The 12569-nt window shown below is 45.2% G+C and carries 14 protein-coding genes; all 14 read left to right on the forward strand.

Going from position 1 to position 12569, the window contains the following annotated elements; translation table 11 throughout:
• Positions 1–13 precede the first annotated feature (13 nt).
• Positions 14–823 carry a prolipoprotein diacylglyceryl transferase gene (gene lgt / locus J2Z37_RS12690; RefSeq protein ID WP_209810641.1) on the forward strand — a complete coding sequence of 270 codons (810 nt, stop codon included), beginning with the start codon at positions 14–16 and terminating at the stop codon, positions 821–823.
• A gap of 11 nt (positions 824–834) precedes the next feature.
• Positions 835–1482, forward strand: a complete 648-nt coding sequence (gene ppaX, locus J2Z37_RS12695; RefSeq protein ID WP_342453822.1) for a pyrophosphatase PpaX — start codon at positions 835–837, stop codon at positions 1480–1482.
• A gap of 6 nt (positions 1483–1488) precedes the next feature.
• Positions 1489–1989, forward strand: coding sequence for an acyltransferase (locus tag J2Z37_RS12700; RefSeq protein ID WP_209810642.1), 501 nt, complete (start codon positions 1489–1491; stop codon positions 1987–1989).
• Positions 1990–2666: 677 nt separating this feature from the next.
• Positions 2667–3821 carry an ATP phosphoribosyltransferase regulatory subunit gene (locus J2Z37_RS12705; RefSeq protein ID WP_209810643.1) on the forward strand — a complete coding sequence of 385 codons (1155 nt, stop codon included), beginning with the start codon at positions 2667–2669 and terminating at the stop codon, positions 3819–3821.
• Positions 3814–4437 carry an ATP phosphoribosyltransferase gene (gene hisG / locus J2Z37_RS12710; protein WP_425340319.1) on the forward strand — a complete coding sequence of 208 codons (624 nt, stop codon included), beginning with the start codon at positions 3814–3816 and terminating at the stop codon, positions 4435–4437. Before J2Z37_RS12705 ends, hisG begins: the two co-directional genes overlap by 8 nt.
• A 33-nt stretch (positions 4438–4470) precedes the next feature.
• On the forward strand, positions 4471–5754 hold the full coding sequence (hisD, locus tag J2Z37_RS12715; RefSeq protein WP_209810775.1) for a histidinol dehydrogenase: 1284 nt from the start codon (positions 4471–4473) through the stop codon (positions 5752–5754).
• Positions 5754–6338 carry an imidazoleglycerol-phosphate dehydratase HisB gene (hisB, locus tag J2Z37_RS12720; protein ID WP_209810645.1) on the forward strand — a complete coding sequence of 195 codons (585 nt, stop codon included), beginning with the start codon at positions 5754–5756 and terminating at the stop codon, positions 6336–6338. Before hisD ends, hisB begins: the two co-directional genes overlap by 1 nt.
• Entirely contained in the window at positions 6339–6956 is a 618-nt protein-coding gene (gene hisH / locus J2Z37_RS12725) for an imidazole glycerol phosphate synthase subunit HisH (RefSeq protein WP_209810646.1), read from the forward strand.
• Between the two features lies 1 nt (position 6957).
• A complete protein-coding gene (gene hisA / locus J2Z37_RS12730; protein ID WP_209810647.1) occupies positions 6958–7698 on the forward strand; it encodes a 1-(5-phosphoribosyl)-5-[(5-phosphoribosylamino)methylideneamino]imidazole-4-carboxamide isomerase in 741 nt (246 codons plus the stop codon).
• Positions 7699–8463 (forward strand): imidazole glycerol phosphate synthase subunit HisF, encoded by a 765-nt coding sequence (gene hisF, locus J2Z37_RS12735; RefSeq protein WP_209810648.1) that lies wholly within the window; start codon positions 7699–7701, stop codon positions 8461–8463. It begins immediately after the preceding gene.
• A complete protein-coding gene (hisIE, locus tag J2Z37_RS12740) occupies positions 8454–9083 on the forward strand; it encodes a bifunctional phosphoribosyl-AMP cyclohydrolase/phosphoribosyl-ATP diphosphatase HisIE (protein ID WP_245203782.1) in 630 nt (209 codons plus the stop codon). The genes hisF and hisIE overlap by 10 nt, the downstream gene beginning before the upstream one ends.
• 81 nt (positions 9084–9164) lie before the next feature.
• On the forward strand, positions 9165–10463 hold the full coding sequence (locus J2Z37_RS12745; RefSeq protein ID WP_209810649.1) for a tetratricopeptide repeat protein: 1299 nt from the start codon (positions 9165–9167) through the stop codon (positions 10461–10463).
• 58 nt (positions 10464–10521) lie between these two features.
• Positions 10522–11481 (forward strand): thioredoxin-disulfide reductase, encoded by a 960-nt coding sequence (trxB, locus tag J2Z37_RS12750; protein WP_209810650.1) that lies wholly within the window; start codon positions 10522–10524, stop codon positions 11479–11481.
• Between the two features lie 214 nt (positions 11482–11695).
• Positions 11696–12568, forward strand: a complete 873-nt coding sequence (gene rapZ / locus J2Z37_RS12755; RefSeq protein WP_209810651.1) for an RNase adapter RapZ — start codon at positions 11696–11698, stop codon at positions 12566–12568.
• Position 12569: the final 1 nt, after the last annotated feature.

Consider the following 12569-nt stretch of genomic DNA (forward strand, 5'->3'; position numbering starts at 1 on the left):
AGGTGGAGGATATATGAGTACAATCACTCCGTTGGATCCGATAGCTTTTCAGCTGGGTCCTATCGCTGTCCATTGGTATGGAATTATTTTGGGTACGGGGGCATTGCTGGGCCTCCTCTTGGCCATGAACGAATCAAAGCGGCAGGGGCTTAATCCAGATTTATTTTTAGATCTTGTGATGTTTGGTGTCCCCATTTCGATCATTTTTGCTCGGGCCTATTATGTGGCTTTTGAGTGGGATTACTATCAGCTTCATCCGCAAGATATTATTGCTGTATGGAAGGGTGGCATCGCCATTCATGGGGCGTTAATCGGCGCCGTGTTGACAGCCCTTGTTTTTACCCGTGTGAAAAAAGTAAGCTTCTGGAGAATCGCGGATATCGCCGCACCCGGTCTGATTCTTGGACAAGCGATCGGACGCTGGGGAAATTTTATGAACCAGGAGGCTCATGGGGGACCAACAACCCTTGATTTTTTACAATCCCTTCATTTGCCTGATTGGATTATTAATCAAATGTATATTAACGGAACTTATTATCATCCGACTTTTCTTTATGAATCGCTTTGGAATTTTGCTGGACTAATTATTCTTTTAATTATTCGCCGTAAATTGTCCCTGCATCGTGGGGAGTTGTTTCTCAGCTATTTTATCTGGTATTCCATCGGTCGATTCTTCATTGAAGGGATGCGCACAGACAGCCTTATGTTGACGGATACCCTGCGGATTGCCCAGGTAATAAGTATCGTTATTGTTGTCATAGCGATTATCCTATGGATTGCCCGACGAAAACTGGGGTACGCGAATGCCAAATATGGTGAATAAGGAGTTAGAACGTGTTGAGATATCAGACGGTGTTATTTGATTTAGATGGGACAATTATTGATACGAACGAATTAATTATTACTTCTTTTTTATATATCTTGGAAAAGTGGTTTCCTGGAAAGTTTAAACGGGAGGATATTATTCCCCAAATGGGGAAGCCCCTTCCTGAGCAAATGGAATTTTTCGGCGGTGCCGATCTACGTGAGGAACTTGTTGAGGCGTATCGAAAATATAATGTCGAAGTCCATGATGAATTGGTCAGGGAATTTCCGCATATCATGACAGCACTTATAGAGCTTCAAAAACTGGGTGTCACCATGGGAGTTGTTACAACAAAGCAGCGTGTGACCGCAGAAAAAGGTGCCCAACTGTTTGGCATTGATCAATTTATGAAAACTTTTATCGTGCATCAAGACACGACACATCATAAGCCACATCCGGAGCCGATTCTTTTGGCTATGAAAAATGTAAATGCCGATCCTCGTACAACTTTAATGGTTGGGGATAGCCAATATGATATTGAAGGGGCCCATAATGCTGGAGTTGATGCTGCAGGTGTCGCTTGGAGTTTAAAAGGGCCGGAGTTTCTAAAACAGTTTAAACCTGAATACATGCTTTATGATATGCGAGAATTAATCTCTATCGTCAAAGGAGATTGATGCCACATGCGACGAACGGAACGATTTGCCGTAGAGGGGGCGAATTCACTCTGGCAGCTGTATAAGACGATCAGTTTTTGGCGCGCCTTTCGGAATACGGCAGTCATCGTGATAGGCCGTTACATCCCTTTTCCAAGCTGGAAAAATTGGCTGTTTCGCACTTTCCTGGGAATGAAAATTGGGGAGCAGGCCGCCCTTGCTTTTATGGTAGTACCTGACATTTTATACCCCGAGAAAATTACGATAGGCTCCAATTCAATTATTGGGTACAATACTACGATTTTGGCTCATGAGTATTTAATTGATGAATATCGGATTGGAGAAGTTGAGATAGGCTCCAATGTGATGATCGGAGCAAACAGCACCATTTTGCCAGGCGTCAAAATCGGGGATGGAGCGGTTGTCTCTGCCGCTTCGCTCGTCATTCGCGATGTGCCTGCGGGAGCCTTTGTGGGAGGAAACCCGGCCAAGGTGATTCGCTTGAAGGAGCGCGTGAACCATGTGTAGGGGACAAATTATCCGCCGATTTCTTATCGTACTCATCCCCTGTACGCTGCTCCGTTTTTATCTGGGGGAGGATTCGATTAATTTCCTCTGGTTCTTTGTACTTTATTTACCAATGATTAATTGGTCCGTTTATTGGCTGATGTTTTCCGTTCGGGTAGTTCTGAACAAATTGAGAGGTTTTGATTGGATCGATGTCCCTAGATTGAGACGATTCTATGTGTGGTACCTCAATGTCCCGGGGGCATTAGCGTTCGCGGACCTGATTTATCGTGGATATGTATTTAATTCTTAGGTTGGAGAGGATCGTCTGTCTTTAGCGGAAGAAATTTCCTTTATTCTAGGGATTCCATTAAGAATAGGTGAAATAGCGGAAGATTTTTACGTTATGGATCCGATTAGATTGATTGTAAACGATTGCAAGTATATATAGCGGAAAATTTTACCGTTATTTACTCCTTATAAGGCTAAAAATAAGGAATAACGGAAAAATTTTCCGCTATTTTTGGTCAGCCTGGGTTCTGGTGACATAGGTTCCACTACGTTATTAGGGGATTTTGTGTTTTAACGGATTCACTGTCCGCTCGCCACCCACCGCTTGACGCTATTTGTTTATCTATGGTAGAATCGCTTTATCATATTAGCAGACTAAAGCAAAATAACTAGATGGGGTGAATCATATGACAAAGCCTTTAGGTTTTGAAAAGCCGTTAGGGATGCGCGATTACCTTCCTGATTTGCTATGGAAGCAGCGACAGATTGAGGAGAAACTACATAGATGCATGCTGCACTGGGGCTATCAAGAGATTCTAACCCCGACACTGGAATACTACGACACAGTTGGTGAAGCCAGTGCGACACATGACAGCAAACTATTTAAGTTATTAGATAGACAAGGCAGGACGCTCGTGCTTAGGCCAGATGTTACCGCACCGATTGCACGCGTAGCCTCCTCTCTTCTAAAAGATGAACCAAGGCCACTTCGGTTGATGTATAATACAAATGTTTTCCGCGCACAGGAAAAGGAAGCAGGTCGAAATGCCGAATTCACTCAGGCAGGGGTTGAATTGATAGGTGACTCTTCCGTAGAGGCTGATGCCGAAGTCATTGCCTTGGCGGTGGCGTGCTTGAAAGAAGCTGGACTTGAAGAATTTAAAATTGCCATCGGCCATGTAGGCTTCATCGAAGGGCTGCTAGAAGAAGTGGTCCCAGAAAAAAGCGGCCGTGACCAATTAAAGGAACGTCTGCATAATTCTGATTATGTTGGATTTAGACAAGACATTGCAGGCTTAACCATCTCAGAGGATGAGAAGAATCGGCTGCGGGGGATCCTCAAGCTGAGAGGCGGCGCAGATCGATTGGAAGATGCGGAGGCATTAACCATTAATGGCCGTGCTCGTCGTGCTGTTCGCAACTTGAAAGAACTATGGGCTGCACTGCAAGCCTATGACGTGACAGACTATGTCTTGTTTGATTTAAATCTACTAAGCAGCTTAAATTATTACACTGGTATTCTTTTTGAAGGGTATGCGGCCAATCAGGGCTTTCCGATTTGCGGGGGAGGAAGATATGATGACCTGTTCAAGCAATTCGGTATGGACAACCCTTCTACGGGATTTGCAATCAAAATGGATCGCTTGATTCAGTCCTCCGACCTGCAGCCAACGCAAGAAAAGAAAACCATATACATCCGATTTGATCAAGAAACACGCAACCTAGCGTTGAAAAGAGCGATGTTGTTAAGGCAAGAAGCAATTGTTGTCACAGGAATAGGGGAACCATCGCAGACATTTGATCAGATCATAGATTTTCGAGGAGGCCATGAAGATGTCTAAGCTTACCGTCGCGATGCCGAAAGGGCGAATCTTTGAAGAAGCTGTTGAGCTACTGCGTAAAGCGGGTCTGGATATTCCACCGGAATTTGAAGATTCCCGTCGTTTAATTATTCCTGTTGATGAAATCGGGATCGACTTCATCCTGGCAAAACCAACAGATGTCCCTACTTATGTGGAATATGGGGTCGCCGATATCGGTGTCGTTGGAAAGGATGTTTTGCTGGAAGAAGAACGGGATGTTTATGAGCTCCTCGACTTGAAGATCAGTTACTGCAGGTTATCTGTGGCTGGATTGGCCAATTGGCAACCGACAGATTCCCCGCGGGTAGCAACCAAATATCCGAAGGTTGCCTCTAAATACTTCCGGGAAAAAGGGGCACAGGTTGAAGTCATTAAATTAAACGGCTCAATCGAACTGGCGCCGATGATTGGTTTGGCTGATCGAATCGTTGATATTGTTTCGACAGGAAGAACATTAAAAGAAAATGGCTTGGTTGAGTTGGAGGAAATCACGCCGATCACCTCACGCTTAATTGCCAATCGGGTTAGCTACCGGATGAAAAGCGAGGCCATTGATTACGTTGTCGAAAAATTTGCCTCGGTTATTCCATCGTAGGTTACACTTTATAGGGGTGTTAAAATAATGAAAATGAAAATCGTAGATAGAAAAAACTTCTCAACGAAACGGGATGTAGAATCAGGAACAGATGAGCAGCGAAAAGCGGTTCTTGAGATTTTATCCCGCGTCAAGCAAGAGGGTGACCAGGCGGTCTTGGCCTTTACGGAAAAATTTGACCGGGTGCACTTGGCCTCCATGCAGGTAACCATTGACGAAGTTGAACAGGCTCAAAAAGAAGTCAGCCAAGAAGTTCGCCAAGCATTGCAGGAGGCGGCTGAAAATATTCGTACATTCCACGAAAAGCAAAAGCGCCAATCGTGGATGCAAACGTCCGACACCGGAACGATCCTTGGGCAGTTGATCCGTCCGCTGAAGCGGGTGGGGATTTATGTGCCGGGAGGACGTGCCGCATATCCCTCTTCCGTATTAATGAACGCCATTCCCGCACAGGTTGCAGGAGTAAAGGAAATTGTCATGGTTACACCGCCGGATCAACAGGGGAAAATTGATCCTGGGGTTTTAACTGCTGCAGCTATCGCTGGAGTCACGGAAATCTATAAGGTTGGCGGAGCACAGGCGATTGCCGCTTTGACCTATGGAACCGAGTCAATCCGGGCAGTCGATAAAATTGTAGGACCGGGAAATATCTATGTGGCCCTTGCCAAACGGGAAGTATTTGGTTTTGTGGATATCGATATGGTGGCTGGGCCGAGCGAGATTGTTGTTTTAGCCGATGAACAGGCAGATCCTTGTTATGTTGCTGCTGATCTGCTCAGTCAGGCGGAGCATGATCCGATGGCTTCCGCGGTCCTAGTGACGCCATCGCCCGAACTTGCCGAACAAGTTCAAAATGAAATGACCAGCCAGCTCGCTAAACTGCCGCGAAAGGAAATAGCCGAGGCATCGATTCGTGATTACGGAGCAATATGTGTAGTGGCAGATCTCGAGGAAGGCATCCAAGTTGTCAATGAGTTGGCACCGGAGCATCTGGAAATGCTGATTGCCCAACCATTTGATTATCTAGGTAGGATTGAGAATGCAGGCGCTATTTTCCTTGGGGAATACAGTTCAGAGCCTGTTGGCGATTATTTCGCCGGCCCGAATCACGTATTGCCAACCAATGGCACGGCGCGGTTTTCATCTCCGTTAAATCTTGATGATTTTATTAAAAAATCAAGCCTCATCTCCTATAGCCGTACGGATCTATTGAGAAACGGCGAAAAGATGATGGCCTTAGCCAAGTCAGAAGGGCTAACTGCACACGCCAAAGCGATTGAAGTTCGATTGCAAAAAGAGAGGGGTTTATCCAGGTAATGCGAACAGGTGAAATTAAACGTAAAACAAATGAAACCAACATTGAATTAAACTTTAATATAGATGGAGAGGGCAAAACCTCCTTAGAAACAGGTGTGCCTTTTCTGGACCATATGCTTGACCTTTTTGCCAAGCACGGCCAATTCGATCTTCATGTCAAAGCTGTAGGCGATATCGAGATCGATTACCACCACACAGTGGAAGACATTGCGATATGTCTTGGACAAGTCTTGCGCGAAGCTCTGGGAGATAAAAAAGGGATTAAACGATATGGAAATTTCTTTGTTCCCATGGATGAAACCCTGGCCCAGGTTGCCATTGATTTAAGCAACCGTCCCCATCTGGAGTACCGGGCAGCTTATCCAAGCCAACAGGTAGGTCAATTTCCAACGGAACTTGTTCATGAATTCATGTCAAAGTTAGCCTTGGAAGCCCGTATGAATCTACACATTATTTTGCATTATGGGATGAATACTCACCATATGATTGAAGCGATTTTTAAGGCTTTGGGTCGGGCATTGGATGAAGCGACAATGATTGATCCGCGAGTCAAAGGCGTCCCTTCGACAAAGGGGATGCTGTAAATGATAGCGATCATCGATTATGGAATGGGAAATTTGCATAGCGTCAGTAAGGCCATTGAAAGACTTGGCTATGATTATCAAATCATTGATCAACCAGAGCAATTGAAGGAAGCGCAGGGTGCCATTTTGCCCGGAGTTGGCGCTTTTGGAGATGCCATGAGAAATTTGCAAGAGCGAGATTTCATTCCCGCTATAAAGCAATATGCCGCTTCAGGGCGTCCACTGTTTGGGATCTGCTTGGGAATGCAGCTTTTGTTTGCGGAAAGTGAGGAACATGGAAACCATCAAGGGATTGGGCTTTTTCCTGGGGTTGTGCGTCGCTTTCAGGGGGATTACAAGGTGCCGCATATGGGTTGGAACAAACTCCAATTCCTGCGGGAACACTCCATTTTACAAGGAGTAGAGGAAGGGTATGCCTACTTCGTGCATTCCTACTTTTTGCAGCCTGAGACGACGGATTCCGATGTCCTTCTTGCTACTGCTGATTATTATCAAGAGGTACCGGCGATCATTGGAAAAGGGAATGTGATGGCTACCCAATTCCATCCAGAAAAAAGTGGAGAAGTGGGGATGCAGATTTTGCGTAATTTTGCTCAGATGGTGAAGGAGGGGACGTAACATGGGGGAATTTATTATCTATCCTGCGATCGATATTCGCGGTGGGAAATGTGTACGATTGCTGCAGGGGGATTATAATCAGGAAACGGTTTACGGCGATTCGCCTTTAGAAATGGCAAAACAGTGGGAGAAGCAGGGAGCAAGCTGGGTACATCTAGTCGATCTCGATGGCGCGAAGGCCGGTCACCCGGTGAACGATGCCATTATCCTGGAAATTGCGGCTGCCCTCTCTATTCCAGTTCAGGTTGGCGGAGGTATTCGTACGATACAGGAAGTCGACCGTTATTTGGAAGGTGGAGTAGCGCGAGTAATCCTTGGAACTGCGGCCATTCAGGATCGCCCCTTCGTGGAAAATGCGCTTCAGCAATATGGAGGTTCCCGCGTGGCGATTGGCATTGATGCGAGAAATGGGTATGTAGCTACACATGGCTGGTTGGAAACCTCTGAGGTGAAAGCAGAGAAATTGGCGCAGGAACTGGCGAAAAAAGGGGCAGAGACTTTCATCTATACCGATATTTCTCGCGATGGAACGCTTCAAGGACCAAACGTAGCGGAAATTGTGGGTCTAGCCCGTACAGCGGAGGTCCAGGTTATAGCTTCTGGGGGAGTCAGTGTGATGAACGACCTACAGAACCTTGGCCAATATGCTAGTGATGGGGTTTGCGGTGCGATCGTAGGAAAGGCTCTCTATACTGAGCGGATCAATTTGGCGGATGCGGTCCGCGAATTAGAGGTGAAATAATTGTTAACGAAGCGAATTATCCCTTGCTTGGATGTGAAAGATGGAAGAGTAGTGAAGGGCGTTAGCTTTGTCAATTTGCGTGATGCCGGTGATCCTGTTGAGCTGGCTGAACTCTATAGCCAAGAAGGAGCAGATGAACTGGTTTTTCTTGATATTTCTGCATCCCATGAAGGCCGGGAGACGATGGTTGAAGTGATTCGCCAAACGGCGGCGAAGGTGACTATTCCTTTCACCGTGGGTGGGGGGATTAATAGTATTGAAGATATGCGTAGGGTATTGCGCGCGGGGGCGGATAAGGTATCCATGAATACATCTGCCGTGCGAAACCCAGAGCTTGTGCGTGAAGGGGCAGAGGTGTTTGGGTCCCAATGCATTGTTGTTGCCATTGATGCCACGTGGGTGGAAGAGAAAAAAGGCTGGGAGGTCTATACTCATGGTGGCAGGCAAGCGACAGGCCGCGATGCGGTGGAATGGGCCAAACAGGTTGAACAATTAGGTGCCGGGGAGATCTTATTAACAAGCATGGATACCGATGGGCATAAAGATGGTTTTGACATTTCCTTAACCAAGGCCATCTCTGAAGCTGTCAGGATTCCCGTAATCGCGTCAGGCGGAGCAGGGAATGAAGAACACTTTTTGCAGGCATTTCGCGATGGAAAAGCAGATGCTGCCCTCGCTGCTTCGATTTTCCACTATAAAGAAGTTACCATTGATCAGGTCAAACAATATTTGAATGAAAAAGGGGTCGAAGTACGATGCAAATGATAGATTGGGAAAAGATTACATTTGATCAACAAGGGCTTGTACCAGCCATTATTCAGGACGCGCAAAGTAAAGAAGTGCTAATGATGGCCTATATGAACAAGGAATCGTTGCAAAAAACACTGGATACTGGAGAAACCTGGTTTTGGAGCCGCTCTAGACAAGAGCTTTGGCACAAGGGTGAAACCTCAGGCAATACACAAAAAGTGGGGAGAATATCGTTGGATTGTGACGGGGATACCCTGTTAATTCAGGTAAATCCGGCAGGACCTGCATGTCACAATAATACTTACACCTGCTTTACCTCTCTTACAGATGAAGAACAGGCTGGGCCTGGTCGGTTTGAGATCCTTGGCCAGTTGGAAGCATTGATTGCCAAGCGTGATGCGGAAAGGACAGAAGGTGCCTATACTACCTACCTTTTTGAAAAAGGTGTAGATAAAATTTTGAAAAAGGTTGGCGAAGAAGCTGGTGAGGTCATCATTGCTGCAAAAAATCGCAGTCATGAAGAGTTGCGCTGGGAGGCTAGTGATTTAATTTATCACCTGCTAGTTTTACTGCGTGAACAACAGCTGCCATTAGACGACGTGTTAAAGGAACTATCTGGACGTTATCATAAATAGGCGAAAAGTGTTGTGAAGCAGGTTTTAAACGGGAACTTGTGCTATACTTTGGTTAAGAACCATAGATTATGAGGAGTTTATATGCTTTCTAAACCAACTAACGTAATTGAACTAAATATGAATGCAGAAGCATTTAATCATATTGCCGTTAAATCACTCGACCGATTTAATTATTCGAAAGCACTTCGATACTTCACCCGGGCGTCCCGTTTAGAACCAAAGAATCCGCGTTACCATTACAACGTAGCAGGCGTATTGACAAAAATGGGGGACTACGCGGCCTCCAATGAAGTCTTGCAGCAACTGCTGGAAGATGATGTGGAAGGTGCTGTGGATTCTCATTATTATCTGGCGTGTAATTATGCGCATATGGATTTACTGGAAGAGGCAGAAGAACACGCGATGAAGTATTTAGAACAGACCGAAGATGGAAAGTACATAGCTGACATCCGGGATTTATTGGATTATGTCGGAGTGGAATTGGATCGACCGTGGTTTTATCCCATGCTGCAAGGGGACATGGATGAAAAGACGAAGCAGCACGAACAAGCGCGTAAACTTTTGGAGGAAGGTAACTTTGTCCAAGCAGAGAAAATTCTTGTTCAATTGGAAGAAGATCATCCCGATTTTATTGCCGCGAAAAATAACCTAGCATTATGTTACTATTATATGGGGGATTTCCCAAAGGCAGAACAAACGATTCTATCTGTTCTGGAGCAGGATCCCGACAATTTGCATGGATTATGTAATCTTGCTGTACTATACTTCCATAATCAGGATAAGGGGAATCTGGAAAAGCTGCTTTCTAATTTGGCTAAGGTAATTCCCTTGCAGTATGATCAAGCCTATAAGCTAGGGATAACCCTTGGAGTTTTGGGCGAGCACAAATCTGCCTTTCTTCTTTTTAAACAGCTTACTGATTATGCCTGGCACCTCGATTTTCACCTGTTTCACTACTGTGCGGTGGCGGCGTATAATATAGGAAGATACAAGGAAGCCAAAAAAAATTGGAAATTGGTTTGCAGAGAAGATCCGGAATCAGGAGTGGCCCCCTTCTATTTGCAATTTTTGGAGGAGGGGAATGCTGGTGAAAAGCAGGAAATTCCTTACTATTACGGGATTCCTATGGAATTGCAGGAAGCTTCCAAAGCCAATCAGAAGCAAATAGTAACGAATGACCCGTTTGTTCGGTCTTCTTTTCTTTGGGCCTTGCGACATGGGGATAAAGAAACCAAGCTGCAAGTTCTTCAAGCTTTCGAATGGCTTGGTGATCAGGAAGTGGTGGAAACCTTGCTTCAATTCCTGGAAGATCCTAACGAAGATGAAGAATTAAAAAGGCTTGCCCTGTTTGTCCTTAAAACGCTTGGACATTCCGTTTAATATTTCACTAGCTTTACTAGGAAGATAAATAGAGAAGAAGTGGGAGAGTGAAACTACCATGGCTGATGAAAATATTTATGATGTCATTATTGCCGGGGCTGGTCCTGCAGGGATGACGGCTGCTGTTTATACAGCTCGCGCGAATATGTCGACGCTAATGATCGAACGGGGAATGCCTGGCGGTCAGATGGCGAACACAGAAGATATTGAAAATTACCCTGGATTTGACAGTATATTAGGTCCGGATTTATCGAATAAAATGTTTGAACATGCAAAAAAATTTGGTGCAGAATATGCCTACGGTGATATTCAGAGCATTGAAGACGGATATCCCTATAAACTAGTGAAAGCCGGAAATAAGGAATACCGTGCCAAATCCGTGATCGTAGCATTGGGTGCGACACATCGTAACCTAGGGGTTCCGGGGGAGAAAGAACTATCCGGACGAGGGGTTTCCTATTGTGCTGTTTGTGACGGTGCTTTTTTCCGCGGAAAAGAGCTGGTTGTCGTTGGTGGTGGAGACTCGGCAGTAGAAGAAGCGATCTTCTTAACCCGTTTTGCCTCGAAGGTCACTATTGTACACCGTCGTGAGGAGTTCCGCGCGCAAAAAATTATACAAAAACGGGCCTTTGAAAATCCGAAAATTGAAGTCATCTGGAATACGGTTGTGAAAGAGATCCGTGGTGATCAGAAGGTTTCCGGCGTATTGATGGAAGACGCAAAAACGGGAGAACAGCAGGAGTTTGCTTGTGACGGGGTCTTTATTTATGTAGGCATGGATCCATTATCGAAGGCTGTACAAGGGCTTGGAATCACAAATGAGGCAGGGTATATTTTAACAGATGAGAAAATGCAGACAAAGGTGCCGGGAATTCTCGCAGCAGGTGATATCCGCGAGAAGATGCTGCGTCAAGTGGTAACTGCAACTGGGGACGGCGGAATTGCCGCACAGAGCGCTCAGCACTTTGTAGAAAATCTGGAAGAGAAGCTAAAGGAAGAAGCCGGGTCTAAAGCTTAACCCAATCTTAACCGGTTTGTAACAATGCTGAAATATTAAGGGGCTATACTTAAATTATCAAATTGACCCCCTTATATAATATACCTTTAGGCGTGATTCTCCGTGATCACGCCTCTTTTTTTGCATTCCTTTACCCTTTTTCAAAGTCTAACGTCCAAGTGGCTTTGCACCTTTTAATCAAGGGTGGTATTCTATGGGAGAGAGGTGAGGAGTCGTGACTGGCAAACAGATTAATTTATTGATTATTACGGGGATGTCAGGTGCAGGGAAAACAACCGCAGTACAGAGTCTGGAGGATCTCGGATTCTTCTGTGTGGATAACCTTCCCCCACTACTAATACCCAAATTTGCCGAGCTTATTGAGCAATCGGGAGGCCGGATTCAAAAAGTCGCTCTAGTTATTGACCTAAGGGGACGAGAATTCTTTGTCACCTTATCCGATGCACTGGCTCGTTTAGAAGAAATGGAACATATTAACTATCAAATTCTATTCCTTGATTCCTCTGACCAGGTACTGGTTCAACGCTATAAAGAAACTCGGAGAAGACATCCGCTTGCTGCCGAAGGTTCACCACTGGAAGGGATTTTGGCAGAGAGAAGGCTTTTGGAAGAATTGAAGGGTCGTGCCAATCTAATTTTAGATTCAAGTCAATTGAAACCGATTCAGTTGAAAGAGAAGATCTCCAATTACTTCTCTACCATGCAGTCAAGGATGACTGTAAATATAACTTCCTTTGGATTTAAATACGGGATTCCGATTGATTCGGACTTGGTTTTTGATGTTCGTTTTCTCCCTAACCCTCACTATATTACAGAGCTGCGGCCGAAAACAGGCCTAGACGAGGAAGTTTCCACATATGTATTTAAATGGGATGAAACCGCGCAATTTGTTCATAAATTAGAGGATTTTATCGCCTTTACTCTGCCGCATTATCAGCGGGAAGGAAAAAGTCAACTAATCATAGGTATTGGATGTACTGGTGGAAAACATCGATCTGTTTCGATAGCCGAGTATTTAGGAAAGAAATTTAGCAGTCAATACGTGACAAGGGTAAGCCATCGTGATATCGAACGTGACCGAAAGTGAG

The organism is Ammoniphilus resinae (assembly GCF_017873965.1).
GTDB classification, from domain to species: Bacteria; Bacillota; Bacilli; order Aneurinibacillales; family RAOX-1; genus Ammoniphilus_A; species Ammoniphilus_A resinae.

Bases quoted from the DNA above. Each gene is read 5' to 3' on its own strand.
- hisIE (WP_245203782.1), top strand. From the start codon at position 8,454: ATGCAAATGATAGATTGGGAAAAGATTACATTTGATCAACAAGGGCTT.
- hisH (WP_209810646.1), top strand. From the start codon at position 6,339: ATGATAGCGATCATCGATTATGGAATGGGAAATTTGCATAGCGTCAGT.
- hisB (WP_209810645.1), top strand. From the start codon at position 5,754: ATGCGAACAGGTGAAATTAAACGTAAAACAAATGAAACCAACATTGAA.
- hisA (WP_209810647.1), top strand. From the start codon at position 6,958: ATGGGGGAATTTATTATCTATCCTGCGATCGATATTCGCGGTGGGAAA.
- J2Z37_RS12705 (WP_209810643.1), top strand. From the start codon at position 2,667: ATGACAAAGCCTTTAGGTTTTGAAAAGCCGTTAGGGATGCGCGATTAC.
- lgt (WP_209810641.1), top strand. From the start codon at position 14: ATGAGTACAATCACTCCGTTGGATCCGATAGCTTTTCAGCTGGGTCCT.
- hisD (WP_209810775.1), top strand. From the start codon at position 4,471: ATGAAAATCGTAGATAGAAAAAACTTCTCAACGAAACGGGATGTAGAA.
- trxB (WP_209810650.1), top strand. From the start codon at position 10,522: ATGGCTGATGAAAATATTTATGATGTCATTATTGCCGGGGCTGGTCCT.
- J2Z37_RS12700 (WP_209810642.1), top strand. From the start codon at position 1,489: ATGCGACGAACGGAACGATTTGCCGTAGAGGGGGCGAATTCACTCTGG.
- J2Z37_RS12745 (WP_209810649.1), top strand. From the start codon at position 9,165: ATGCTTTCTAAACCAACTAACGTAATTGAACTAAATATGAATGCAGAA.
- hisG (WP_425340319.1), top strand. From the start codon at position 3,814: ATGTCTAAGCTTACCGTCGCGATGCCGAAAGGGCGAATCTTTGAAGAA.